We start from the raw sequence: 24,589 nt of genomic DNA on the forward strand, positions 1-24,589 counted from the left end.
TACACCCGCTCGTTCCTCGCGGGCACTCGACCACCGGGACTTCTTGCTGGTCCTGGCGGGCACTCGACCACCACCGACTATCGTTGAAGAGGCAACCACAGGAGGAGCAGTCATGGGCGAGGACCACACCCCGACGTACGTCGCCAAGGGCGAGGAGTTCAGTCGCGACATGAACTACATCCCCGACCGCATCCTGGCCGGTGCCTCCTCGCAGGACCCGCGTGACGACGAGTTCCCCAGCGGCAGCAAGGACAGCCCGCGCGACGTGCAGGTGTGGCCCGTGGAGCCGGGGCGCTACCGATTGGTGGCTGCCAAGGCGTGCCCGTGGGCGAACCGCGCGATCATCGTGCGCAAGCTCCTCGGCCTCGAGGACGTGATCTCACTCGGGCTCCCCGGTCCCACGCACGACAAGCGCAGCTGGACCTTCGACCTCGACCCCGGTGGCGTCGACCCGGTCCTCGGCTACGAACGGTTGCAGCAGGCCTACTTCGCCCGCTTCCCCGACTACTCGCGTGGCATCACGGTGCCGGCGATGGTCGACGTGCCGACCAAGGCGGTGGTCACCAACGACTTCCCGCAGATCACCCACGACCTCTTCTTCGAGTGGCGCGACCACCACCGACCCGATGCCCCCGACCTCTGGCCCGACGACCTCCGCGAGGAGATGGAGTCGGTGATGAAGCGGGTGTTCACCGAGGTGAACAACGGCGTCTACCGCTGTGGCTTCGCCGGGTCCCAGGAGACGTACGACGCGGCGTACGACCGGCTCTGGACGGCGATGGACTGGCTCGAGGATCGGCTCACCGACCGGCGCTTCCTCATGGGGGACGCGATCACGGAGGCCGACGTCCGGCTCTTCACCACGCTGGCCCGGTTCGACGCCGTCTACCACGGACACTTCAAGTGCAACCGCAACAAGCTCGCCGAGATGCCCGCCCTGTGGGGCTACGCGCGCGACCTGTTCCAGACGCCCGGCTTCGGCGAGACGATCGACTTCGACCAGATCAAGGCGCACTACTACGTCGTGCACACCGACGTGAATCCCTCGGGGATCATCCCGAAGGGGCCTGCGCTGGAGGCCTGGCACTCACCGCACGGCCGGGCCTGAGCGCCGGTCGAGGATCACCACGCGCTCCGCAGCAGCTCCTGGAGCTCGGTGCGCGAGGGCCGACGCGGTGCCTGGGACAGTGACCAGTCGTCCAGTGCATGGTCGACGATGCTGTCCAGGTCCTCGCGGGCAATCCCCACGTCACGGAGTCGGACGGGGGCGTTCAGCTTCCCGAGCACCGAAGTCACGGCGCAGGTGGCAGCTTCAGCAGGTGCTTCGTCTGGGTCTCGGCCCAAGGCCTCCGCAACCTTGCGCAGGCCGGGTGCGCACGCCGGTGCATTGAACCGCATCGCGTGCGGCAACAGGATCGATTCGATGATCCCGTTGGAGACGTCGAATGCCGGGCCAACGGCGTGCGAGAGGGCCTGTGCCAGTCCGCTGCCCGAATGGTCGCTGGCCTGCCCGGCGAGGAGTGCGGCGGACATCAGGCGCAATCTGGGCTCGGGATCCACCGGTGAAGCAACCGACCGAGGTCCCCAGACCGCGATCTCGCGGAGAGCGTGCAAGGCCAGCGCATCGGTGAGTGGATCGTCGAGCGGGGCCTGCAACCCCTCCACAGCCATCGAGAACGCATTGAGCGTCGCGGACAGGAAGAGGGGTTGGGGCGTGGTCGCGATCATCGCTGGATCGAGGAAGACGCCCTGGGCCCTGGTCTTCGGATCGAACAGCGCCAGACGCTCACCGGTCTCGGGGTCCCTGACCGCGCTTCCGGCCTTGGCGTAGGCCGTGGTCGGCGTCGTGGGCAGGATCCACTGGGGGATCTTCGGCTCGAGGAGCCTGGGGCTGTGCAGGCTCCCGTCCGCAGCCCGGGAGGTGCACAGCTGCCGCAGTGGAGCGCGTTCGGCCAGGAGGATGCTCGCTGCGCGTGCCGTCACGACCGCGGAGCCTCCACCGACGGCGATGACGGCGTCGGCGCCGACCTCGGCGAGGTAGCGACTCGCCGCCTCCACCGTGGGCACGGGACTGTGGGCCCGCACCTCGGTGAAGGCACCGACCAGCCTGTCGCCGACAGCCTGACGGACTCGACCGATGGCCGGCTCGTCGCGGCCGACGGAAGCGCCGTGGACGAGGACCACCCGAGCCCGGCCGGTGCGTTGCAGTTCGCGTGGCAGGGCTGCCATGGCCCGGTCCCCGCAGAAGGTGCGGAACGCAGGGGTCGCGTGACTGAACGCGGGCGGGCTCGCGGTGGTCACGCGTCGTCGGCCGGTCACTTCTTGACGAAGGCTTCCACGGCGGCCCGGTGCTCTGGTGTGTGGTGGGCCAGCGCCTGCATGGACGCACTCAGCTCGAGCACGTCGGCCAGGTCGCGACGGCGCGACTCCCGGAGCAGCTTCTTGGCCATCCGGAGACCGTGAGGCGGGTTCTTGGCGACCCTCTCAGCCAAGGCGTTCGCATCGTCGAGCAGTGCCTCAGGTGTGGAAACACGGGAGACCAGGCCCCACTCGAGTGCGGTCGCGGAGTCCACCCGATCTCCGGTGAGCGCCATCTCGGCCGCCCGCGCGGGGCCGACGGCATGGGTCAGGAACCATGCGCCACCGTCGCCGGGGATCAGTCCGAGCTGGACGAACGACTCGGCGAAGAAGGCGCGCTCGGACATGATTCGCAGGTCGCACATCATCGCCAGGTCGCAGCCGGCACCCACTGCGGGACCGTTCACTGCAGCGATCAGCGGAACCTCGCAGTTGTGCAGCGCCAGCGGGATCTGCTGGATGCCGTGGCGGTAGCCGTTGCGCTGCTCGTAGGGCGATCCGCCGAACATGCCATTTCCGTCGGCCATCTCGCGAACGTTCCCGCCGGCGGAGAAGGCGCTGCCGGCGCCGGTGATGATGACGCACCTGACATTCGGGTCGCGGTCGACGCGGGAGGCATTGTCGACGAACGCCTCGACGACATCGGGCCCGGAGATGGGGTTGCGCATGTCGGGCAGGTTGATGGTCCAGGTCTCGATGTGACCGGATGCTTCAACGGTGAGGACTTCAGACACGGGGGTTTCTCCATTCATTTCGTTCACAGGACCATGAGGGCGAGATCGGGCCACACGAGCAGGACCACTGCCATGCACAGCATGGCTCCGGCGAAGGGCAGGGCACCGCGGAAGACCTCCTCGGCAGGACGATCCGCTGCCCGGGCCACTACGAAGACGTTGAGGCCCATGGGTGGTGTCACCAGTCCGACCTCGGCGAGGAGCACCACGAAGATGCCGAACCAGATGGGGTCGTAGCCGAGCTCGAGCACCACGGGAAGCATCACGGGAACGGTCAGGGCGATGATTGCGATCTGGTCCATGAAGAATCCCAGGACGACGTAGACCAGGCCGATGCAGAGCATGATCACGAAGGCGGGCAGACCCAGGCCACTGATCCACTCCACCATCTTCGGGGTGACCTGGGTGTCGGTCAGGAAGTGACCGAAGATGTGCGCACCCACGATGATCGCGAAGATCATCGCGCTGGTGTGGACCGACTCGACCATCACGTGCCGAAGACCGGCGACGGTGGCCCTCCCCCGTGCCACGGTCAGGAGGAACGCGGCCAGGGCGCCGACCGCCGCGGCCTCGGTCGGGGTGGCGATCCCGGTGTAGATGGATCCGACGACGGCACCGAAGAGGAGGATGATCGGCAGGGCAGGAACGACCGCCTTCGCCTTCTCCTTCATCGACGTGGCCTCGCCGCTGGGTGCGGCCGAGGGGTTGAATGCGAAGACGATGTAGAGCGTCAGCACCAGCGTGGCCGCGATGCAGAGGCCGGGTATCACTGCGGCGATGATGGTGTCACCGACGCTGACCTCGGCGGTGATGGCGTAGAAGACCAGGATCACGCTGGGCGGGATCATGGCCGCCAACGTGCCGACCACCGCGACCAGCCCGCTCGCGGTGCGCGGGTCGTAGCCCTCGCGGATCATCTGCGTGGTGGAGGTGGAGGCAAGCGTGGCAGCCGAGGCGGTGCTGGACCCGGAGACCGCGGCGAAGGCGGTGCCTGCGGCCACTGAGGCCACGGCGGTCCCTCCGCGCACCCGCCCGACGCAGGTGCGAGCCGCGTCGAACATGCTGTCGGCGAGGCCGGACAGCAAGATGAGGTGGGCCATGAAGATGAACAGGGGCGCCGCGGACAGCGTGTAGCTCATCACCGACGTGGGTGCCGCTGTGGCGAGGACGCCGATCGCTTCCGGCAGGCTGCCCAAGGTCAGCAGGCCCACGATCCCGGTGCCGAGCACTGCGAAGGAGACCGGGACGCGCAGCAGGATCAGCGCCAGCATGAGCAGGGTGAAGGCAAGGGCGATCATGTCAGACCCCTTCCGAGAGTTCGGCCTGGATGGTGTCGTCCTGGTCCGGGACATGGCCACCCCGAAGGGTGTGCCAGATCTCGCACAGGGCGATGAACGCGCCCAGGATGGAGGCGACCGGCATGATCGCCTTCCACCACCACGTGGGCAGGGGCAGCTCGGCCATGCCCGGAACCGGAGCCTCGTCGAGACGGAAGGAGAACCAAGCGGCCCCCGTGCCCGCCCAGACGAGCAGGACGAAGCAGGCGAGAACGATGGCGTGTGCCAAGAGGGTCAGTGCCCTTCGCACCGGCTCGGGGAACCGGTCGTAGACCGTGGCCACCGCGATGTGGGCGCCGGCGTAGTAGGCGGTGACCGCGCCGAAGAAGGCCATCGCCATCATGAGGTACTGCTCGACGATCGCGACGTTCCAACCGAGTGGGGTCGAGGCCAGGTTGCGACTGATCACCTCAGCAACGGTCAGCACGGTGATGCCCACCAGGCTGAACCCGGCAATCGCCGCGCAGACCGAGGAGATGGCCTTCTCGACCCTGACCAGGGCTGTGTCCCTGGGGGGCGGAGGGGTCATCGTTCGTTCGTCGACGTGAAGAATGGTCTCGGTCATCTACGGGTCTCCTCGAGCGCGGTCTCGAACTCGGTCAGCACTTCGCTGGCCGGGCGGCCGGTGCTCTCCAGGTCACTGACCCAGTTCTCGCGCACGGGTTCGGCGAGCTCGTCCCAGGCCGCGCGCTCGCCGTCGGTGATCTCGTGGATCCGGACCCCTTGCTGACGCATCTCCTTGAGTGCTTGCGCCTGCTCTTCCTCGATGGCCTTGCAGGCGCCGTCCTGGGCCGCTTCGCCGGCCTCGCGGAGGAGGTCTCGTTGGTCGTCGTCGAGCATGTCCCAGACGTCCTCGGAGATGGAGAACGTGACGGTGAAGGCGCCGAGGCGCGCGTCCTCCGTGCTGTAGTGGAGCACCTCGCCGAGCTTGTAGGAGCCGATGCTGGCCGGGCTGGCCAAGGTGCCGGCAACGGTCTTCCGCGAGATCGCCTCGTAGAGGTCGCCCAGGGGCATGGAGACGCCGGCAGCGCCCACCTCGTCGACCACTCGGTCTGCGACACCGCCGGTGGACCGCAGGATCTCACCGTCGAGATCGCTGGGATCCTGCACCGGCAGTCCCGCGGTCATCGCCTCGTAGTGGGGCACGACTGCCACCCACAGCGGCCTGATGCCGCGCGGTTCCAGCTCCTCCTCGAAGAGGGTGCCGCCCTCCTGCATCGTGGCGAGAACCGCGTCGGCGCCGGTGCAGGCATCGGAGATCAGCCCGGGAAGGTCACCGACGTTCGACAGTGGGAGCTCGGTTCCGACGTATGCCGGTGACACGGCGCCCAGCTGGATGACCCCGGATCGCAGCAGCGCGGCCATGTCACGCTGCTTGCCCATCTGGCCGCTGGCGAAGTACTCCACGTCCAGGCCGAGGTCGTCGCCGCGTTCCTGGAGCGTGTCGATGAACGGGGTGACGCCTCCGGCCCCGATGGGGTGCGTCGCGGAGAAGCTGTCTCCGAACTTGAGGATCAGGTCGCCCTCTGCGTTGGGGTGTGGCGGCGATGCGCATGCGCTGCTCGCGAGGAGGAGGGCCGCGCCGGAGAGTGCACCAATGGTGCCCCGCCGGGTGCGGCCGTGGTTCTTCCGGGCCATCCTGTCTCCCTAATTACGGTGGTGACTACGTATTTACGTAGACGTGACCGTAGCCACATGCCCCGGACCATGTCAACGCCCAGGTGCTGGAGAGTTTCAGTCGCGCTGGTGCCAGCGTGCGGCATGGCGCTGGAGAGTCTCGACGATCTCGTCGCGCCGTTGGGCGAGAATCGCGTGCGGTCCGACCACGCCGACGGCGGCCACCGTCCGGTTGCCTTCGCGCAGTGCCACGGAGATGCCGTCCGAGTCGGGATTCTCGGCGACGTGGGGGATCGCGCAGATGCCGCTGCGGCGGATCTCGGGGAGGTGTTCGAGGAGCGACTCCACGCGCCCGGCGTCCACGTCGGGGAGCCCTTGGAGGTAGGCCCACAGGTCTCGCTGCTCGTAGTCCGCGAGCAGGATCCACCCCGATGAGGTGCGGATGAGGGAGCGCCGCATGTAGCTCTCGGCCAGGTAGGCCGTGCTCGGGTCGGTGGAGCAGTGGTCGATGTAGACCTGGTCCTGGCCGACGGCCACCGTGATGATCGCGGTCATGCCCGTCTCGGCGTGCAGGTCGACGAGATCCTGGTGGTCCACGCGGTTGACCGCGCCCCGTCCGGCCAGGAGGTTCAGCAGGTAGGGGGCCACTCCAAGGCGGTACGACCGGGCCTTCTCGTCCAGGTAGCCGGTGGCGACCAGTCCGTTGACCAGCCCTTGGCAGGTGCTGAGGGGTGCGTCGACTTGTCGCGCGATCTCGGTGAGCGACAAGCCGTTCTCGCTGCGGGCGACTGTCTCGAGGATCCCGGCCACGCGGTCGACCATGCGGTGTCGGGGTCGCACGTGAACGGGTCTGGCTTCCTCCGACATGGCTACCTCGCAGCTGATTGACGATTCCAACGGCAGAACCTATCCTACCGCTCAGATACGTAATTACGTAACTCACTTCGTACATTCGTAGAACGGTGGTAAATCGATGTCCCTCATGCCGACCCACACCGACGAGAGCGCTGCGCTGGGCACGCTGCGTCAGGAGGTGCGTGAGTTCCTGATGACGCTACCCGCAACCCTGCGCACCGAGCTCGGCGGAGTCGACACCTGGCTCAGCGGGTGGAACATCGACTTCACACGTGCCCTGGCAGAGCGCGGATGGATCGGGATGACCATCCCGAGGGAGTACGGCGGCCATGCGCGCACCCACCTCGAACGCTTCGTGGTGACCGAGGAGCTGCTCGCTGCAGGGGCTCCGGTGGCCGCACACTGGATCGCCGACCGGCAGGTCGCACCGACGCTCCTGCGTTTCGGAACCGAAGAGGTACGCCGTGAGTTCCTGCCCGAGATCGCCGCAGGGAGGTGCTACTTCGGCATCGGCATGTCCGAGCCGGACAGTGGCTCCGACCTGGCCAGTGTCCGCACCAAGGCGCACCGTGTGGATGGCGGCTGGACGGTCAGTGGCACGAAGCTGTGGACCTCCGGCGGACACCTCGCGCATGCGTTCATCGCGTTGGTCCGCACCGCCCCGCTCGATGCCTCCGACCGGCATGCCGGGCTCAGCCAGCTGCTGGTGCGGCTCGATGATCCCGGAGTCGACGTACGGCCTGTCATCTCGGCCGGCGGGCACCACCACTTCAACGAAGTGGTCCTCGACGACGTCTTCGTCCCCGATCACCGCCTCGTGGGTGAGGAGGGCGACGGGTGGATGCAGGTCACCTCCGAGCTGTCCTTCGAGCGGAGCGGACCCGAGCGCTTCCTCTCCACGATGCAGCTGTTCGAGCAGGCCATGGCGGACCCGGCCGTCGCGGAGAACGTGGCGGACGTCGACTCCGGTCGCCAGCTGGCCAGGCTCGCTGGGCTCCACGAGATGTCGCGTGCGGTGGCGGGCAGTCTGCAGCGGGGCGAAGAGGCCGATGTCTCGGCCGCGCTCGTCAAGGTGCTCGGCACGACCTTCGAGGGAGACCTCGCGGAGTGGATCGACCAGTCGGCGGGAAGCGCCAGCGGGGTTGAGTCGCGGACCAAGTCACTGGCCACGCGGGGAGTGATCCAGCGACCTGGATTCACCCTCCGTGGCGGCACCAACGAGATTCTGCGCGGGGTCATCGCCCGCGGATTGGGGATGCGCTGATGAACACGATTGATCCCGACCTGTTGCAGGTCATGCGCGACGTGGTGCGCTCACGAGGTCTCATCGACCGGCTCGACCAGGGCGTCGACGGCATCCGTCTGGAAGGGGCGCAGTGGCACCAGCTCCAAGAACTCGGCCTGGCCACACTGACCTTGCCTGAGGAGCACGGTGGCAGTGGAGCGTCCTGGCTGGAGAGCGCAGCCCTCCTGCGTGAGGCCGCTGCGGCCGCGGCGCACCTTCCCCTGGTGGAGACGGACCTGCTGGCGGCGTGGTTGCTCCGCGAGGCCGACCTGCCGGTGGACGACAGGCCGCGGACCGTCGCGGTCCTCGACGAGTCGGGCCACAGTCCGCTGGTCCCGTGGGCCGGTGAGGTGGAGCGCATCGTCGTGCTTGCCCATGCAGACGGACGGCGCGTTGTTGCCGATCTCGACCCCAGCGACGTGGACATCGAGCCCGTTGCCAGCCGGTCCGGCCTGCCCCGCTCCTCGGTGAGGGTCACCGGGACGGTCGACGGCACGCCGGTCGATGACGGCACCGAGACCCAGATCCTGCTGCGCGGGGCCTTGGGGCGAGCGGTGCAGTCCGTCGGCGCCATGGAGCGCATCGTCGAGCTCTGCGTGGAGCACACAACGGTGCGCGTGCAGTTCGGACGACCACTGTGCAAGTTCCAGTCGGTGCAGAACCTTGTCTCCGACATCGCCGCTGAGACGGCTCTCGCCCGCTCTGCCGTGGATGCGGCCGTCACGGACGCGGCCATCACCGATCTGGCCGGTCCCTCCTCGGCGTTCCGCGTGGCGGTCGCGCGCTCGTGCGTCGGCCATGCCTCGAGCACGGTCATCCGCAATGCCCACCAGGTGCACGGCGCGATCGGCACCACGGTCGAGCACCCACTGCAGCTGCTCACCCTGCCGTTGCTGGACTGGCGCAATGAGTTCGGAGGGGTGCGGTTCTGGGACCGGCTTCTCGGTTCGACCCTGAGGGCGACCTCCGGATCCGTGTGGGAACTGGCCACCGGCGCCACGAGTGCTGAGTTCGACAAGGTCCTGATGGAGGCGTCCCGATGAAACCGACGGCACAGGCGCCACTGGCAGGCGTCACAGTGATCGAGCTGAGCACCGTGTTCATGGCCCCCTACTGCGCGCAGCTCCTGGCGGAGTGGGGAGCCGACGTGATCAAGGTCGAGAGCCCCGATGGCGACACGGTGCGCAGCATCAACGATCACCAGGGCAGTGGACTGGGCCCGGTCTTCGTCACCGCCAACCGCGGCAAGCGCTCGGTTGCGCTCGACCTCAAGGACCCACGAGGAATGGCGGCGCTGCGCTCTCTCGTCGCCGACGCCGACGTGTTCCTGCACAACATCCGACCTCCTGCCGCCCGACGTCTCGGCATCACTGGTGAGGAACTGCTGGAGATCAACCCGCGCCTGATCCATTGCGGCTTCCGCGGGTTCGGCGCGGGTGGCCCCTACGCGGACCAGCCGGCGTACGACGACGTGATCCAAGCCGCATCGGGAGTCGCGGCGGCCCAGGCGGTGGACGGCTCTGAGCCGGCGTACTGGCGCTCGGCCGCGGCCGACAAGATCATGGGGCTCTACGGAGCAGCTGCGATCAGCGCGGCCCTGGCGGGCCGCGGCAGCACGGACCTGGGTCGGATCATCGAGGTGCCGATGTTCGAGGGCATGGCCTCCTTCATGCTGCTCGATCGCCAGGGTGGCTGGGTCCAGAACCCGCCGACCGGCCCCACCGGTTATGCCCGCACCGACTCCGAGCACCGCAAGCCCTATCGGACGTCGGACGGCCATCTCTCCGTGATGGTCTACGCCGACAAGCAGTGGTTGGCGTTCTTCGACCTGATCGGCAAGCCGGAACTGGGCTCGGACCCGAGATTCGCCACCATCGGAGCCAGGACGCGGAACATCGACGAGCTCTACTCGATCTTGGCTGACGAGATGCTCCGGCACACGACGCAGGAGTGGATGGCGCTCTTCCGAGCGGCCGACATCCCCCATGGCCCGGTCAACTCGATCGAGGACCTCTTCGAGGACGAGCACCTCGTGGCCACCGAGTTCTTCCACACGCTCGACCAGCCGGGGCTCGGCGAGGTGCGCCTGGCCCGTTCGCCCATATCGATGGGCGTGCCACCCCACCCTGCTCGACCGGCTCCACGCCTGGGCGAGCACACGGAGCAGGTGCTGGAGGGCACGGGTCTGGGTCCTGATGACGTGGCCAAGCTGGTGGCTGACGGCGTCGCCGTGGCACTGCCGCGGGACTGAGGTGCCTGCCACGTCGTCGAACGGTCCGGGTCGCCGGGCTGGTGACGGGCGTGCCTTCGCCACGACCGTCATCGGGGCGAGCATGCTCACGACACTCGGTTCCATGCCGGTGTTCCTGCTGGCCGTCCTGTCGCCCTACGTCCGATCGGACCTGGACTTCGGTGCCAGTCGGCTCGGGCTCACGGTGGGCTGCTACTTCACCTTTGCCGCCGTCGGGGCGATGCTGGTCGGGCCGGTCGCGGACCGGGTGTCAGCCCGGCTGAGCGCCGTGGCCGCGGGTGCCCTGTGCGCCGGAGGCGGCCTGGGGGTCGCGGTCTGGGGAACGTCGTGGCGGAACCTGGTCATCCTGATGGCGGTGCTCGGCCTCGCGAATGCCGCCTGCCAGGTCACGGCGAACCTGACCTTGGCCCGCTCCATCTCGGCGGAGCGCCGGGGCTTCGGCTTTGCCGTCAAGCAGTCGGCGATCCCCGCAGCCATCCTCGTGGCCGGCTTGTGCGTCCCGATTGCCAACGGAGCACTCGGTTGGCGGGCGATGTATGCCGCAACGGGCCTGTTGGGACTCGTGGTGGTGGTCCTCGGACTCGGTCGACGACAGCCGGTCGTGGCGCGGGCGGCCGGCTCCGGCGAGGACGACCGGCCGCCCCTGTTGCCGCTCGTTCTGCTGATGATCGCGATGACGTTCGGAAGTGCTGCCGCCAACTCGATGGGTGCCTTCGTCGCCACGTGGGGCGCAGAGATCGGCCTGTCGCCGGCGCGGGTGGGTGTGGTGATGGCGCTGGGCAGTGGACTGAACATCCTGGTGCGGCTGGTCTCGGGCCTGCTCGCCGACCGCCGCCAAGGTCGCAACCTGCCCGTCGTGACCGGTCAGTTCCTGATCGGTGCCCTCGCCCTGATGGTGCTCTCCTGGCCGTCGCCGACGATCTTCTGGCCGGTCACGGTCCTGGCATTCGCGCTGGGCTGGTCCTGGCCCGGACTGATGATGTACGCCGTCGTGCGGATCAGCCGCGACGGTCCCGCGACCGCCTCGGGGATGCTCCAGGCCGGCGCCTTCGCCGGCGGCGCGGCCGGCCCGATGTGCTTCGGGTTGCTCGGGGACACAGTGGGTTTCGTGCCCGCGTGGCGGTTTGCCTCGGCGGTGTTCGTGATCGGTGCGGCCCTGATCGTGATCGCTCGTCGGTTGCTGGTCACGGACCTGGTCAATCGACCACCCCGGGAGCCCCTCGGCTACGGCGGTGGCAGGCTCAGCAATCCGGCGAGGATGGCCTCGCGGCCGGCCTCGGATGAATGATGGCGCACTCGAGGCTCCTGGGTTGCGGCGCCGGCTCGAGCCGGGAGGTCGCTCCGCGGGTGCCTTCGGGGGCGTTCGGGGGTTTGAGGGGTGCCTTCAGGGGTGCTTGAGGTGGTCGACCAGCTCCAGCAGGTGCTCGACGGAACGCGCGAAGGTGCCGCGTGACCACTCGCCGGGCATGGACGAGTGGTGATAGAGGCCCTCGCCGATCAGCATGATCGCCTCGGCGGCGTAGCGGTCGCCGACTTCTTCCTGGATGAGCTCCAGCCAGGCCTGGTGCACCCACTCGAGGGCATCGACCGCGGGCTGCCACGACGACTGCGCCAGTCGCAGCACCGCTATGTAGAAGGTGTCGAGGTCGGAACCACTGGTCCATGACGTCCGCACGTAGTGCCGGGCCGGCCCCTCGGGCGCCTCGGCCATGATGACCAGGTCCCGTTCGCAGATGGTGCGGAACTCCTCGAGCACGGCCTCGGCGAGCGCCTCCTTGCTGGGGAAGTGGTAGAGCACTCCACCCTTCGACAGGTCGGCCCGGGCCGCGACCGCATCGATCGTGGTGGCGCGCTCGCCGTCGCTGCGCAGCAACTCGCAGTAGGCGAGCAGCGCCTTGTTGCGGGCCTTCGGCGGGCGGCTCATGGGGGCGACCCTATCCAGTGGTGCACGTCACCGCCGATTCGTTCGTAACTGTACCGGCCAGACGGTATAGTTATCGGGTGACCATCCACCAGCTCGAGCTCGCCCCCGATCAGCTCACCCGCCGCGCGCGGTGGGCCGCTCTGGCTGTGCTGATGCTGCCGGTGCTGCTGGTCTCGATCGACAACACCGCACTGAGCTTCGCCGTACCCTCCCTGTCGCGTTCGCTCGAGCCGAGCGGCAACCAGCTGCTGTGGATCATCGACGTCTATCCGCTGGTGCTGGCCGCCCTGCTCGTCACCATGGGCAGCCTCGGTGACCGGATCGGCCGGCGCCGGATCCTGCTCCTCGGCAGCAGCGGCTTCGCCGCGGTCTCGGTGCTCGCCGCGTTCGCGCCGTCCGCGGGCTGGCTGATCCTCGCGCGCGGCCTGCTCGGCATCTTCGGCGCCATGCTGATGCCGGCGACCATGTCGCTGATCCGCAACATCTTCACCGACGCCGGCGAGCGACGCATCGCGATCGCCATCTGGATGGCCGGCTTCTCCGGCGGCGCCGCTCTCGGGCCGCTGGTCGGTGGCTGGCTCCTGGAGCACTTCTGGTGGGGCTCGATCTTCCTGATCGCCCTGCCCGTCCTGGTGCCGCTGCTGGTGCTCGGTCCGCGCCTGCTTCCCGAGTCGCGTGACCCCGACCCGGGACCGGTCGACCTGGCCGGCATCCTGCTGGTCTCCACCGCCCTGGCCGCCATCGTGTTCGCGATCAAGACCGTGGCCACGCACGGCTTCGACCAGGTCGCCGTGCTCACGATCGGCATCGGCATCGCCGCCGGGGTGGCGTTCGTACGTCGCATGCTCACCCGCCGCAACCCGATGCTCGACGTGCGACTCTTCGGCAACCCGGTCTTCTCGATGGCGCTGGTGGTCAACCTGGTCAGCGTGTTCGCTTTGGTGGGCTTCATCTACTTCCTCACCCAGCACCTGCAGCTGATCGCGGGCCGGTCGCCGCTGGACTCGGCGGTCATGATGATCCCGGGCCTGGTCGTGACCATCGCCCTGGGCCTGGGCGCCGTGCCCCTGGCGCGTCGCTTCGGCGCCGTGCAGGTGATGGTGGCCGGCGTGCTGGCCAACGGTGTCGGCTACCTCGTCGTGTCCGCGTTGGGCCACACCGGCTCCGGCGCCGCGCTTCTGATCGGCTTCGTGCTGGTCTGCGCCGGCGTCGGCATGTCCGAGACGGTGTCGAACGACCTCGCCCTCAGTGCCGTGCCGCCCTCGAAGGCCGGGGCTGCCTCGGCGGTCTCGGAGACGGCGTACGAGGTCGGTGCGGTGCTCGGCACGGCGGTCCTGGGCAGCCTGCTCAACCTCGCCTACCGGCAAGGGGTCCACGTGCCGGTGACTGTCGCCGCGGACGACGCCGAGCAGGCTCGCTCGACCCTCGGCGGTGCCGTCGAGGTCGCCGGCGACCTCCCGACGCACGCTGCGGATGCCCTGTTGGCCTCGGCCGCGCATGCCTTCGACTCCGGCGTCACGGTGACTGCGGCCATTGCCAGCGGACTGTCCTTCCTGGTCGCGCTCGCTGCCCACCGGATCCTCCGCCCCTCACGAACGGTGGATTCTTGATGCGCGAACACTCAATTGTTGACGCGCGAACCGTCAATCCTTGATGTGGTTCTCCGGTCGCCCGGACGATCTTGATGAGTCGGTCTGGACCGGCGTCGAGTTCACCCGCGGCCTGCCAGCCAGGTAGCGGCCGTTCGGCGTACGACGGTGCACCAAGGACCCACAGTTCGAGCAACAAGAACTGCCCGTTCGCGCAGCAAGAATCCACCGTTCGCGTATTATGTGCGTATGCATGCATATACCGATGAAGATCTCGACTCGCACCTGCCGGTGGCGGTCGAGATCTTCTCGCTGCTCGCGGACGCGACCAGGGTGCGGATCGTGCTCGCCCTGCGCGAGGGGGAGCGCTCGGTGGGCGTGCTGGCCGACGAGGTGGGCAAGTCGCAGGCCGCCGTCTCCCAGCACCTGGCCAAGCTGCGGATGAGCCGCGTCGTGGCCACCCGGCAGGAGGGCAACCGGGTGTTCTACCGACTGGCCAACCAGCATGCCCTCGAACTGGTCGAGGTCGCCTTCAACCAGGCCGAGCACGCTGTCGACGCCGTGGTCCGGCACCGGGACGCCTGATGGGGCACGGCCACGACCACGCATCGAGCCGGGCCGAGGACCGCGGCCGGCTCAAGGTCGTCCTGCTCGTCACGGCGACCGTCATGGTGGTCGAGGTCGTCGGCGCCTTCGTCAGCGGATCCCTCGCGCTGCTGGCCGACGCGGGCCACATGGCCACCGACGCTGCCGCCGTGCTGCTCGCGCTCGGGGCGTCGTACGTCGCCACGCTGCGGCCGGGACCGCGCTCCACCTTCGGATACCACCGGGCCGAGATCCTGGCGGCGCTGCTCAACGCCCTGGTGCTGCTGGGCGTCTGCGCCTACCTCGCGTACGCCGGGATCAGCCGGCTGGCCGACCCCACGCACGTCGATGCCGGTCCGATGATCGTGTTCGCCACGGTCGGGCTGCTGGCCAACGGGGTCTCGCTGGCGATCCTGAGCCGCGCCGACGGGGAGTCGCTGAACATGCGCGGCGCGATCAACGAGGTCCTCGCGGACCTGGTCGGCTCGGTGCTGGCGATCGCGGCGGGCGTGGTCATCTGGACCACCGACTTCCAGCGGGCGGACCCGATCGCGTCCTTGGTCATCGCGGTGATGATCCTGCCGCGCTCCCTCGTGCTGTTGCGTGACTCGTTGCGGGTCCTGCTCGAGATCGCACCTGCCCACCTCGACCTCGCCGACATACGTGCTCACCTGGCCGAGGTGGACGGTGTCACCGACGTCCACGACCTGCACGCCTGGACCATCACGTCAGGGCTCCCGAGCCTCTCCGCGCACGTCACCGTGACCGACGAGGCACTCGAGCGGCGCGGGGTGGGCGGCATCCTCGACCAGCTCCAGGAGTGCGCCGCCGATCACTTCGAGCTGCACCACGCCACGTTCCAGATCGAGCCGGTCGCGCATCGCCAGCACGAGCAGCTCGGCGACGCCGACTGCGACTGACTGAGACAACCTCGCCAAGCCCAGTGAGGTTAGGCTACCCTTTGTTCCATGAGCGATGGCACGGTGTTCCGCGGCGAGGGCCTGGACCTGTCCTACTTCTCCCGCGCCGTCGTCCACTCGGCCTCACTCTGCGTCACCGCGGGTCGTGTGCACGCGCTGGTCGGACCCAACGGCAGTGGGAAGTCGACGCTGCTCAGGGCCATGGCCCGGTTGCACAAGGCAGATGCGGGCCACCTCACCCTCGGTGACGAGTCCGTCTCCACCCTGGGGAAGCGGGAGTTCGCCCGCGTCATCACCCTGTTGTCACAGAATCGGCCGGTGCCCTCGGGGGTCCCGGTCGGCGAGGTCGTCGAGTTCGGTCGCCACCCCTACCGGGGCAAGTGGCGGGCCCACGACCCTGACGGTCCGGCCGCCGTCGCCTGGGCGATGTAGGTCACCGGCGTGGCCGACATGGCCGGCCGCGGTGTCGACGAGCTGTCCGGTGGCGAGCTCCAGAGGGTCTGGTTGGCCTGCTGCCTGGCCCAGCAGACCGACGTACTACTGCTGGACGAGCCCACCAACCACCTGGACCTGCGCTACCAGGTCGAGATCCTCGACCTGGTCCGTGACCTCGCCGACGACCACGGTGTCGCGGTCGGAGTCGTGCTCCACGACCTCAACCAGGCTGCCGACACGGCCGACGAGATCACCCTGCTCCACCGAGGCGTCATCCAGGCCACTGGATCGCCCGCCGACGTCCTGACCTCGACGCGTGTCTCCGAGGTCTACGGACTCCCCGTCGCGGTCACCCGCGACCCGGCCACCTCCCGAGTGACCGTGCAGCCGGTGCACCGCGCCGCCCGCCGGATCCGGCAGTCGGCCTGATCCCTCCACCACCCCCGAAAGGCACGACCCCACCGTGAAGACTCTGCACGGCCTCGCCCTGGCCTGCCTCCCCCTGTCCCTGGTCCTCTCCGCCTGCGGCACCACCGAGCCCGCAAGGGACGAGGCGCCCGAGTCGCGGGCGACCGGCGGGCCGGTCTCGATCACCGACGCCCGTGGCCGGACCATCGAGCTCGACCACCCCGCCACCAAGGTGGTCTCGCTGGAATGGATGCAGACCGAGACCCTGGTCAGCCTCGGCGTGATGCCGGTCGGTCACGCGGACGGCGACGCCTACAACACGTGGGTGGCCAACGCGCAGGTCGACGACTCCGTGAAGAACGTCGGGAACCGCAGCGAGCCCAGCTTCACCGAGATCATGAAGACCGGACCCGAGCTGGTCATCGCCGACGAGTCCGGGCCCGAGGCGATCGTCAAGCAGCTGGAGAAGCGCGACGTGCCGGTGCTGGTGCTCGACACCGCTGACGGGTCGCGCCAGCTGGACCTGATGAAGGAGAACGTCCAGGCCATTGCCGAGGCAGTGGGCAGGACGGAGGAGGCCGACCGGATCATCGGCGACCTCGAGGCGTCGATGGAGGCCGGCAGGAAGGCGATCGAGGAGAGTGACTCCGAGGGCATGAAGTTCGCGATGGCTGATGGCTGGGCCGAGGGTGGCACGGTGACCATCCGCCTCTTCGGTGATGGCTCCCTGATGTCCGACCTTGCCGAAGGGCTCGGCCTCGAGAACGCGTGGACCGGCGAGGTCGACAAGGACTGGGGCCTGGGCACCACCGACCCCGAGGGCCTCACCGCTCTCGGCGACGACGTCAACTTCTTCTACAACAGCCCGATCGAGGCCGACGACGTCTTCGGCAACCAGCTGGAGAAGAATCCGATCTGGAACAACCTCGAGTTCGTGGAGAGCGATCACCTCCACCCGCTGGAGAAGGGCGTCTGGACCTTCGGTGGACCGGTCTCCGCCCAGGCGTTCATCGACCAGGTCGTCGCGGACCTGACCGAGTGACCCTGCCCCTCGCCGGTCGTGGCTCCTGGAGCCTGGCTGGACTGGTGCTGGTCGCCCTGGCGATCGGCGCCGTCCACGTCACCCAGGGCACGTCCGAGATCGGGGTGGGTGACCTGGTGGATCTCGCCCTCGGGCGAGGCGACCAGATGACGCGTGACATCTTCATCGGCTCGCGGCTCCCTCGACTGCTCGCGGGCCTGGTCGTCGGGTTGGCGGTCGGCGTCTCGGGCGCCCTGCTGCAGTCGATCACCCGGAACCCGCTCGCGTCGCCGGACACCTTGGCGGTCAACGCCGGTGCCTGGTTCGCGGCCACCTGTGTGGCCGCCTTCGGCATCACCCTGCCGATCTTCCTGCAGGGGGGCGTGGCATTCCTCGGCGGGCTGGTCGGCGCCGGCATCGTGCTGGCCCTCTCCGGCGGGGCCTCCGGCCCGGCCCGCCTGGTGCTGGCCGGGTCGGCGCTGGCGATGGCGCTCGGGTCGCTCACCGGCCTGATGCTGCTGCTCTTCGAGGAGGAGACCCAGAGCCTCTTCGCCTGGGGCAACGGCAACCTGGTCCAGATCAGCATCGACGCGCCGGCCAAGGCGTCAGTGGTGGTGGTCGCGGCGGTGGCCGTGACCATGCTCCTGGCCCGCCGCCTCGACCTCGTCGCCCTCGGCGACGACGCAGCCTCCAGCCTGGGCGTCAACGTGCGACTGGTGCAGATGGCCGCCGTGCTCCTGGCCGTGCTCCTGGCCAGCCTGGCGGTCACCGTCGCCGGACCGATGGGCTTCATCGGGCTCTGCGCACCGGTGCTCGCGCGCCTCTCGGGACGCTGGATCCCGTCGGTGCACCGGCACCGGATGTTCCTTCCGCTCTCCGGCCTGGTCGGCATCGTCCTGGTCTTGTCGGCCGACGTGCTCATGCGTCTGGTGCCGACCGGGACCTTCGGGCCCGGCGTGCCGACCGGCGTCGCCACGACCCTCTTCGGCGCCGTCGTGCTGATCTGGGTCGCGCGCTCCTTCCGCCAGGGCGGCAACGTCCCGGAGGCGCCTTCCGCTCGATCACGCACCGGTTCGCCGTTCCGGTTCACCCCGCTCCTCGTCGTCGGGCTGGGCCTCCTGCTGGCCGCGACGATGGTCCTCGGCCTGCTCGGCGGCACCGGCTGGACGCTCAACGACGAGGACACCCTCCTGCTGGGCGACGTGGCCAACTGGGCGAGCGGCAACGCCGGCCTCATCGTCGAGTTCACCCTCGAGGAACGCGTACCGCGGCTCCTCGCCGCCGTCTTCGCCGGAGCGGCGCTCGCCCTGGCCGGCTACGCGACCCAGGCCGTGTGCCGCAACCCGCTGGCCGAACCCGGCCTGCTCGGTGTCACCGCCGGGGCCGGGGTGGGCGCGGTCCTGTGCATCTCCTTCGTCGGGACCACCGCGCTGTGGCTGGTCAATGCCTCCGCACTCGCCGGCGCGGCACTCGCCTTCGCGCTGGTGTACGTCGTCTCGTGGCGCGGTGGCCTCGACTCGATCCGTCTCGTGCTGGTCGGGGTCGGCGTCGCAGCGATGGGACAGGGCCTGATCGCGTTCCTCATCATCGGGTTCAGCCCCTACGACACCCAGCTGGCACTGACCTGGCTGTCGGGGTCGACCTACGGTCGTACCCCGGACCAGGTGGTGCCCCTCGCCGTCGTCGTCCTCCTGGCGTTCCCGTTGCTGCTGCGGCACCGCGGCGACCTCGACGTGATGGCCCTCGACGACGACACCCCGCGGGTCCTGGGCGTGGCCCTCGAGAGGACCCGTCTGCTGCTCCTCGCGACGGCGGTCGTGCTGACCGCTGCCTCCGCGGCCGCGATCGGCCTGGTCGCCTTCGCCGGGTTGGTGGCCCCGCACGCGGCACGGGCCGTGGTCGGCTCACGACACGTCCGGGTGCTGCCCGTCGCCATGCTGATGGGGGCGATCCTGGTCGGCCTGGCCGACACCCTCGGGCGCAACGTGATCGCGCCCGACCAGGTCCCGGCCGGCCTGCTGACCGCGCTGATCGGGACGCCGTACTTCGTCTGGTTGCTCTGGCGCTCCCGGGCCTGACTGTTCGCCAGTGGGGCGCTGGCGTCCGGATTGGCGACGCGGCCGACTGGACGGGTACCTTTGGGGAACGGCAGTGTGGTGCCAGTCACAGATGGTTCCACGCGCCTGAAAGCCCGTTTCGTCCCCTCGTCCCACCACCAGCAGGACGAGGCCGGAACCGAGTTCCCACACCCGGGCGCGGTGACCCCGCAGGCCGGCGAAGAGAAGGAGTGCCAAGGTGTCCCACACAGAGTTCGGACCGGACCTGGTCAAGGTCTTCGGTCCCTCACAGGAGGACGGCGGCCCTGAGCTGGTCCAGCTCCTGACCCCAGAGGGTGAGCGCGTCCACCACGACGAGTTCGATCTCGACTTCAGCGCCGACCAGGTCCGCGGCTTCTACCGCGACATGGTGCTGACCCGCCGCATCGACACCGAGGCCACCGCCCTCCAGCGCCACGGCGAGCTCGGCATCTGGGCCCAGCTGCTCGGCCAGGAGGCCGCCCAGATCGGCGCCGGCCGCGCCCTGCGCCCGCAGGACTTCGTCTTCCCGACCTACCGCGAGCACGGCGTCGCCTGGTGCCGTGGTGTCGACCCGCTCGACCTGCTCGGCCTGTTCCGCGGCGTCGACCACGGCCGCTGGAACCCCAACGACAACAACTTCGGCCAGTACACGATCGTCATCGGCGCCCAGGTCCTGCACGCCACCGGCTATGCCATGGGCATGCAGCGCGACGGCGTCGTCGGCACCGGCGAGCCCGAGCGCGACGCGGCCGTGATCGCCCACTTCGGTGACGGCGCCTCCTCGCAGGGTGACGTCAACGAGGGCTTCATCTTCGCCGCCTCCTACAACGCGCCGGTCGTGTTCTTCTGCCAGAACAACCAGTGGGCCATCTCCGAGCCGATCGAGCGCCAGACCCGCATCCCGCTCTACCAGCGTGCCCTCGGCTTCGGCTTCCCCGGCGTCCGCGTCGACGGCAACGACGTGCTGGCGACGTACGCCGTCACGCAGGCCGCACTGCAGCGGGCCCGTGACGGCCAGGGCCCGACCCTGATCGAGGCCTACACCTACCGGATGGGTGCCCACACGACCACCGACGACCCGACCCGGTACCGGCTGTCCGACGACGTGGAGAACTGGAAGCTCAAGGACCCGATCGCCCGGGTCGAGGTCTACCTCAAGCGCAACGGCCTGGCCGACGGCGGCTTCATCGAGGCGGTCAAGGCCGAGGCCGACGAGCTCGGTGTCCGGCTGCGTGAGGGCTGCAAGGCCCTGCCCGACCCCGACCCGAAGGCGATCTGGGACTTCGTCTACGACGAGATGCCCCCGGAGCTGGTCGAGCAGCGTGATGCGTTCGCGGCGTACCACTCGAGCTTTGAGGAGGCCCACTGATGAGCACCAGGATCACTCTCGCCAAGGGTCTCAACATGGGCCTGCGCAAGGCCATGGAGAAGGACCCCAAGGTCCTCGTCATGGGCGAGGACGTCGGCAAGCTCGGCGGCGTGTTCCGGATCACCGACGGCCTGCAGAAGGACTTCGGTGAGGACCGGGTCATCGACTCGCCGCTGGCCGAGTCCGGCATCGTCGGCACCGCGGTCGGCATGGCGATGCGCGGCTACCGTCCCGTCGTCGAGATCCAGTTCGACGGCTTCGTCTACCCGGCCTACGACCAGATCGTCTGCCAGGTCGCCAAGATCCACTTCCGGTCAAAGGGCCACACCAAGATGCCGATCGTGATCCGCATCCCCTTCGGTGGTGGCATCGGCGCCGTCGAGCACCACTCGGAGTCACCGGAGGCGCAGTTCGCGCACACCCCCGGCCTCAAGGTGGTGGCCTGCTCGAACCCGGTCGACGGCTACTGGATGCTCCAGCAGGCCATCGCCTGCGACGACCCGGTGATCTTCCTCGAGCCGAAGCGCCAGTACCACGCCGACAAGGCCGAGCTCGACGAGTCGCAGGCCCCCGAGCCGCTGTTCACCTCGCGGGTGGTCCGGACCGGCACCGACCTGACCCTGCTGGCCTACGGCCCGACGGTGAAGACCGCGCTCAAGGCCGCCGACGCCGCCGCGTCCGAGGGCAAGTCGATCGAGGTCATCGACCTGCGCACGCTCTCGCCGCTCGACATGGGCCCGGTGCTCGACTCCGTACGCCGCACCGGCCGCGCCCTGATCGTGCACGAGGCGCACGTCAACCTCGGCATGGGTGCGGAGGTCGCCTCCCGGATCACCGAGCAGTGCTTCTACAACCTCGAGGCACCGGTGCTGCGTGTCGGTGGCTTCGACACCCCCTACCCGCCGTCGCGGATCGAGGAGGACTTCCTCCCCGACCTCGACCGGGTGCTGGATGCCGTCGACCGCTCGCTCGAGTTCTGAGAGGACTGCCGTGTCTGAATTCCTGTTGCCCGACGTCGGCGAAGGCCTGACCGAGGCCGAGATCGTCTCCTGGAAGGTGAAGGTCGGCGACGTCATCGAGGTCAACGACATCGTCGTCGAGATCGAGACCGCCAAGTCGCTGGTCGAGCTCCCCTCGCCGTACGCCGGCACCGTGCTGGCCCTGCTGGTGCCCGAGGGCGAGATGATCCCGGTCGGCACCCCGATCATCTCCGTCGGTGACCCGAACGCCGAGTCGGCACGAGTTGACGGGACCGCCTCGCGTGGTTCAGCCGACGCTTCGTCAACTCGTGCCGACTCGGCGCCGATGGAGATCGACCTGTCCAACCCGGCCGCCAGCGGTGGCGGTGAGGGCGAGAGCCTGGTCGGTCGGATGAAGGCCGACCGCGGCCCGATCCGTCGTCCGCGCAAGGGTTCCGCGTCCCCGTCCACCGAGTCGGCGGCGGCCACCCAGATGCAGGTGCAGGGCGCCTTCGCGCCCGGTGGCGCCCAGTCCGACCCGGTCGTCGAGGCCGACGAGCCGGCCGTCCCCGCACGCTCGGCCGCCGCCGCCCCGTCGGTGGAGACCCCCGCCTTCGTGCCGGCCACGGCCACGGATCCGGCCGCAGCCCGCGCCCTGGCCAAGCCGCCGGTGCGCAAGCTGGCCAAGGAGCTCGGTGTCGACCTGGCCTCGCTCACGCCGACCGGCCCCAACGGCACGGTGACCCGTGACGACGTCCAGGCCGCGGTGAGTGGTGGTGGTTTTGAGACGCTCGCTGGCGCTCACTCCTCAACCACCGGGATTGCTGCCGCGCCTTCCTCGACCACCGGCGTCCCCGGCGCCCGCGAGACCCGCGAGCCGATCAAGGGCGTCCGCAAGATGATGGGCCAGGCGATGGTGAACTCCGCGTTCACCATCCCGCACGTCACCGAGTGGATCACCGTCGACGTCACCCGCACGATGGAGTTCGTCGACCGGCTCAAGGCCCGGCGCGAGTTCCGCGACGTGAAGGTGTCGCCGCTGCTGGTGCTGGCCCGTGCGGTGATGCTGGCGATGCGTCGCACGCCGGAGATCAACTCCTTCTGGGACGAGCAGGCCCAGGAGGTGGTCTACAAGAACTACGTGAACCTCGGCATCGCCGCGGCCACCCCCCGTGGGTTGGTCGTGCCGAACGTCAAGGACGCCGAGCAGATGTCGTTGCTCCAGCTCGCCGGTGCGCTCAACAAGCTGACGAAGACCGCGCGTGACGGCAGGACCCAGCCCGCCGAGATGAGCGGTGGCACCTTCACCATCACCAACGTGGGTGTCTTCGGGGTTGACGCCGGCACGCCGATCATCAACCCGGGCGAGTCCGCGATCCTGTGCTTCGGCTCGATCAAGAAGAAGCCGTGGGTCGACGAGTCGGGTGAGCTGTGCGTGCGTGACGTGACCACGCTGGCGCTCTCGTTCGACCACCGCCACGTCGACGGCGAGAAGGGCTCGCGCTTCATCGCCGACGTCGCCGGCATTCTCGAGGACCCGGCCAGCGCGCTGCTGTTCTGAGGGCTTGAACGACAACGTGTGGGTTCCGACGTACCGAGTACGTCGGAACCCACACGTCGTTGGCGTCCGGCGCCCTACGTGCCGAGGACGAAGCCGTTCAGCGGCAGCACCAGGCGCACGGCGTTGGGGCTGGACGGGATCTGCACGTGCTCCGAGAAGTCGAGTGCGCAGTGGTCCTGGAGGACGACGTGGGTGCAGCGGATCCCCGGCACCGCCGAGCCACCCTCGCGCATCTTCTCCAGGAACGGGCTGCCGGTGACCAGGCCCAGGCCGATCAGCTGACCGAGCGGGCCGCCGCCGAGCCGTCTGTCACGGACTGTGACCAGCACCGCTCGGTGGGTGAGTACCCACCCACATCTGAGTACCTGTACGGATCCGCGGGGTCACCCGTCCGGCGAGGGTGGAGCCATGTCCTCGACCCGTGCCTCCTCCTCGCGCGCGACCGGTCCGTCACGGCCGGCCGCACGGGGTGTCTCGTCACTCGGCCCCGGCTCGGTGGTCGGTGACTTCCGCATCGAGCGCACCCTCGGGTACGGCGGGATGGGAGTCGTCCACGAGGCCACGCAGCTCTCGCTGGACCGGCCCGTCGCCCTCAAGGTGATGTCCGGACGCCACGCCGTCGACCCGGTGATGCGGGCCCGCTTCGCCCGCGAGGCCCGGGTGCAGGCGTCCGTGCAGTCGCCGTACGTCGTGCAGGTCCTCGCCCACGGCGAGCACGAGGGCCTGCTCTGGACGGCCACCCAGCTCATCGCGGGCGGCGACCTGGCGGCTGTGCTGCGGGCCGACGGGACGCCGCCACTGGCCGTGGCCCTGGACCTCGTCCGCCAGGTTGCGGCCGGCGTGGCCGACGCCCACGCCGTGGGACTGGTGCACCGTGACATCAAGCCCGCCAACATCCTGCTCGACCGCACAGGTGGTCGAATCAGGGTCCTCGTCGCCGACTTCGGCATTGCCCGCACGCCCGACTCCGACCTGACCGAGACCGCGGGCATGCTGGGGACGGCGTCCTACATGGCTCCGGAGCTGCACCACGGCGTGGAGGCCAGCGCAGCCAGTGACGTCTACGCACTCGGTTGCCTGCTGTGGGCGGTGCTCGTCGGCGAGGCGCCGTACGCATGGAGCACGGGTGACTACCAGCTGATGACCGCACACATCGCGGCGCCGGTCCCGGTGCTCGTCGGGAACGGCCGGGAGGTCGACCGGCTCAACGCCGTCCTGGCGCGGGCCCTGGCCAAGGACCCCGTCGCTCGCTTCGCCAGCGCCGCCGACTTCAGGGACGCGGTCGCCGCCGTCTGACCTGGCT

The 24,589-nt window shown here is 69.2% G+C and carries 22 protein-coding genes and 1 pseudogene; 15 read left to right on the plus strand and 8 right to left on the minus strand.

Features of this window, described 5'->3' with window-relative positions; translation table 11 throughout:
* The first annotated feature begins 112 nt into the window (after positions 1 to 112).
* Positions 113 to 1,108, plus strand: a complete 996-nt coding sequence (locus tag ncot_RS00875) for a glutathione S-transferase C-terminal domain-containing protein (protein ID WP_168615901.1) — start codon at positions 113 to 115, stop codon at positions 1,106 to 1,108.
* A 14-nt stretch (positions 1,109 to 1,122) separates the two neighbouring features.
* On the opposite strand, the gene ncot_RS00880 is transcribed toward ncot_RS00875, so the two are convergent.
* From ncot_RS00880 to ncot_RS00905, 6 genes are all read right to left on the minus strand, one after another.
* Positions 1,123 to 2,319 carry an iron-containing alcohol dehydrogenase family protein gene (locus ncot_RS00880; RefSeq protein WP_346766629.1) on the minus strand — a complete coding sequence of 399 codons (1,197 nt, stop codon included), beginning with the start codon at positions 2,317 to 2,319 and terminating at the stop codon, positions 1,123 to 1,125.
* On the minus strand, positions 2,316 to 3,092 hold the full coding sequence (locus ncot_RS00885) for a crotonase/enoyl-CoA hydratase family protein (protein ID WP_240938008.1): 777 nt from the start codon (positions 3,090 to 3,092) through the stop codon (positions 2,316 to 2,318). Before ncot_RS00885 ends, ncot_RS00880 begins: the two co-directional genes overlap by 4 nt.
* A 23-nt stretch (positions 3,093 to 3,115) precedes the next feature.
* Positions 3,116 to 4,390, minus strand: a complete 1,275-nt coding sequence (locus ncot_RS00890; RefSeq protein ID WP_168615904.1) for a TRAP transporter large permease — start codon at positions 4,388 to 4,390, stop codon at positions 3,116 to 3,118.
* 1 nt (position 4,391) lies between these two features.
* Positions 4,392 to 4,994 (minus strand): TRAP transporter small permease, encoded by a 603-nt coding sequence (locus ncot_RS00895; RefSeq protein ID WP_168615905.1) that lies wholly within the window; start codon positions 4,992 to 4,994, stop codon positions 4,392 to 4,394.
* A complete protein-coding gene (dctP, locus tag ncot_RS00900; RefSeq protein WP_168615906.1) occupies positions 4,991 to 6,067 on the minus strand; it encodes a TRAP transporter substrate-binding protein DctP in 1,077 nt (358 codons plus the stop codon). Before dctP ends, ncot_RS00895 begins: the two co-directional genes overlap by 4 nt.
* A gap of 96 nt (positions 6,068 to 6,163) precedes the next feature.
* Positions 6,164 to 6,886 carry a helix-turn-helix domain-containing protein gene (locus tag ncot_RS00905; protein ID WP_240938009.1) on the minus strand — a complete coding sequence of 241 codons (723 nt, stop codon included), beginning with the start codon at positions 6,884 to 6,886 and terminating at the stop codon, positions 6,164 to 6,166.
* A gap of 142 nt (positions 6,887 to 7,028) precedes the next feature.
* On the opposite strand from ncot_RS00905, the gene ncot_RS00910 reads away from it, so the two are divergent.
* The 4 genes from ncot_RS00910 (at position 7,029) to ncot_RS00925 (ending at position 11,725) form a co-directional block, all read left to right on the plus strand.
* The gene (locus ncot_RS00910; protein WP_240938010.1) at positions 7,029 to 8,165 is read left to right on the plus strand and encodes an acyl-CoA dehydrogenase family protein; all 1,137 of its coding nucleotides are present in this window, start codon (positions 7,029 to 7,031) and stop codon (positions 8,163 to 8,165) included.
* Positions 8,165 to 9,229 (plus strand): acyl-CoA dehydrogenase family protein, encoded by a 1,065-nt coding sequence (locus ncot_RS00915; RefSeq protein ID WP_168615908.1) that lies wholly within the window; start codon positions 8,165 to 8,167, stop codon positions 9,227 to 9,229. Before ncot_RS00910 ends, ncot_RS00915 begins: the two co-directional genes overlap by 1 nt.
* Positions 9,226 to 10,437, plus strand: coding sequence for a CoA transferase (locus ncot_RS00920; protein WP_168615909.1), 1,212 nt, complete (start codon positions 9,226 to 9,228; stop codon positions 10,435 to 10,437). The genes ncot_RS00915 and ncot_RS00920 overlap by 4 nt, the downstream gene beginning before the upstream one ends.
* 82 nt (positions 10,438 to 10,519) lie before the next feature.
* Positions 10,520 to 11,725 carry an MFS transporter gene (locus ncot_RS00925; RefSeq protein ID WP_277345786.1) on the plus strand — a complete coding sequence of 402 codons (1,206 nt, stop codon included), beginning with the start codon at positions 10,520 to 10,522 and terminating at the stop codon, positions 11,723 to 11,725.
* 96 nt (positions 11,726 to 11,821) lie between these two features.
* On the opposite strand, the gene ncot_RS00930 is transcribed toward ncot_RS00925, so the two are convergent.
* On the minus strand, positions 11,822 to 12,361 hold the full coding sequence (locus ncot_RS00930; protein WP_168615911.1) for a TetR/AcrR family transcriptional regulator: 540 nt from the start codon (positions 12,359 to 12,361) through the stop codon (positions 11,822 to 11,824).
* Positions 12,362 to 12,438: 77 nt separating this feature from the next.
* On the opposite strand from ncot_RS00930, the gene ncot_RS00935 reads away from it, so the two are divergent.
* The 9 genes and pseudogenes from ncot_RS00935 to ncot_RS00975 all read left to right on the plus strand — a co-directional run bounded on the left by ncot_RS00935 (position 12,439) and on the right by ncot_RS00975 (position 23,286).
* Positions 12,439 to 13,971, plus strand: coding sequence for an MFS transporter (locus ncot_RS00935; protein ID WP_206065068.1), 1,533 nt, complete (start codon positions 12,439 to 12,441; stop codon positions 13,969 to 13,971).
* Between the two features lie 228 nt (positions 13,972 to 14,199).
* On the plus strand, positions 14,200 to 14,535 hold the full coding sequence (locus ncot_RS00940) for a metalloregulator ArsR/SmtB family transcription factor (protein WP_168615912.1): 336 nt from the start codon (positions 14,200 to 14,202) through the stop codon (positions 14,533 to 14,535).
* Positions 14,535 to 15,455: a cation diffusion facilitator family transporter gene (locus ncot_RS00945; protein WP_168615913.1), complete on the plus strand. Its 921-nt coding sequence runs from the start codon at positions 14,535 to 14,537 to the stop codon at positions 15,453 to 15,455. Before ncot_RS00940 ends, ncot_RS00945 begins: the two co-directional genes overlap by 1 nt.
* 48 nt (positions 15,456 to 15,503) lie before the next feature.
* Positions 15,504 to 16,319: pseudogene (locus tag ncot_RS00950) on the plus strand (ABC transporter ATP-binding protein).
* Positions 16,320 to 16,353: 34 nt separating this feature from the next.
* On the plus strand, positions 16,354 to 17,340 hold the full coding sequence (locus ncot_RS00955) for an iron-siderophore ABC transporter substrate-binding protein (RefSeq protein ID WP_168615914.1): 987 nt from the start codon (positions 16,354 to 16,356) through the stop codon (positions 17,338 to 17,340).
* Positions 17,337 to 19,397: an iron ABC transporter permease gene (locus ncot_RS00960; protein ID WP_206065070.1), complete on the plus strand. Its 2,061-nt coding sequence runs from the start codon at positions 17,337 to 17,339 to the stop codon at positions 19,395 to 19,397. Before ncot_RS00955 ends, ncot_RS00960 begins: the two co-directional genes overlap by 4 nt.
* Positions 19,398 to 19,641: 244 nt before the next feature.
* Positions 19,642 to 20,766, plus strand: a complete 1,125-nt coding sequence (pdhA, locus tag ncot_RS00965) for a pyruvate dehydrogenase (acetyl-transferring) E1 component subunit alpha (RefSeq protein WP_240938209.1) — start codon at positions 19,642 to 19,644, stop codon at positions 20,764 to 20,766.
* The gene (locus ncot_RS00970) at positions 20,766 to 21,746 is read left to right on the plus strand and encodes an alpha-ketoacid dehydrogenase subunit beta (RefSeq protein WP_168615916.1); all 981 of its coding nucleotides are present in this window, start codon (positions 20,766 to 20,768) and stop codon (positions 21,744 to 21,746) included. The genes pdhA and ncot_RS00970 overlap by 1 nt, the downstream gene beginning before the upstream one ends.
* A gap of 10 nt (positions 21,747 to 21,756) precedes the next feature.
* Complete coding sequence (locus ncot_RS00975) at positions 21,757 to 23,286, plus strand: dihydrolipoamide acetyltransferase family protein (protein WP_240938011.1); 1,530 nt, start codon at positions 21,757 to 21,759, stop codon at positions 23,284 to 23,286.
* A 74-nt stretch (positions 23,287 to 23,360) separates the two neighbouring features.
* On the opposite strand, the gene ncot_RS00980 is transcribed toward ncot_RS00975, so the two are convergent.
* Complete coding sequence (locus ncot_RS00980; RefSeq protein ID WP_168615918.1) at positions 23,361 to 23,615, minus strand: hypothetical protein; 255 nt, start codon at positions 23,613 to 23,615, stop codon at positions 23,361 to 23,363.
* Positions 23,616 to 23,694: 79 nt separating this feature from the next.
* Here ncot_RS00980 and ncot_RS00985 point away from each other — a divergent pair, with 79 nt between their 5' ends.
* Positions 23,695 to 24,582 carry a serine/threonine-protein kinase gene (locus tag ncot_RS00985; protein ID WP_168615919.1) on the plus strand — a complete coding sequence of 296 codons (888 nt, stop codon included), beginning with the start codon at positions 23,695 to 23,697 and terminating at the stop codon, positions 24,580 to 24,582.
* Positions 24,583 to 24,589 lie beyond the last annotated feature (7 nt).

This window comes from Nocardioides sp. JQ2195 (assembly GCF_012272695.1).
In the GTDB taxonomy this organism is placed as follows: Bacteria; Actinomycetota; Actinomycetes; order Propionibacteriales; family Nocardioidaceae; genus Nocardioides.

Coding starts and splice junctions, on each gene's coding strand:
- ncot_RS00875 (WP_168615901.1), top strand. CDS start 113: ATGGGCGAGGACCACACCCCGACGTACGTCGCCAAGGGCGAGGAGTTC.
- ncot_RS00890 (WP_168615904.1), bottom strand. CDS start 4,390: ATGATCGCCCTTGCCTTCACCCTGCTCATGCTGGCGCTGATCCTGCTG.
- ncot_RS00895 (WP_168615905.1), bottom strand. CDS start 4,994: ATGACCGAGACCATTCTTCACGTCGACGAACGAACGATGACCCCTCCG.
- dctP (WP_168615906.1), bottom strand. CDS start 6,067: ATGGCCCGGAAGAACCACGGCCGCACCCGGCGGGGCACCATTGGTGCA.
- ncot_RS00910 (WP_240938010.1), top strand. CDS start 7,029: ATGCCGACCCACACCGACGAGAGCGCTGCGCTGGGCACGCTGCGTCAG.
- ncot_RS00915 (WP_168615908.1), top strand. CDS start 8,165: ATGAACACGATTGATCCCGACCTGTTGCAGGTCATGCGCGACGTGGTG.
- ncot_RS00920 (WP_168615909.1), top strand. CDS start 9,226: ATGAAACCGACGGCACAGGCGCCACTGGCAGGCGTCACAGTGATCGAG.
- ncot_RS00925 (WP_277345786.1), top strand. CDS start 10,520: ATGCTCACGACACTCGGTTCCATGCCGGTGTTCCTGCTGGCCGTCCTG.
- ncot_RS00930 (WP_168615911.1), bottom strand. CDS start 12,361: ATGAGCCGCCCGCCGAAGGCCCGCAACAAGGCGCTGCTCGCCTACTGC.
- ncot_RS00940 (WP_168615912.1), top strand. CDS start 14,200: ATGCATGCATATACCGATGAAGATCTCGACTCGCACCTGCCGGTGGCG.
- ncot_RS00945 (WP_168615913.1), top strand. CDS start 14,535: ATGGGGCACGGCCACGACCACGCATCGAGCCGGGCCGAGGACCGCGGC.
- ncot_RS00970 (WP_168615916.1), top strand. CDS start 20,766: ATGAGCACCAGGATCACTCTCGCCAAGGGTCTCAACATGGGCCTGCGC.
- ncot_RS00985 (WP_168615919.1), top strand. CDS start 23,695: ATGTCCTCGACCCGTGCCTCCTCCTCGCGCGCGACCGGTCCGTCACGG.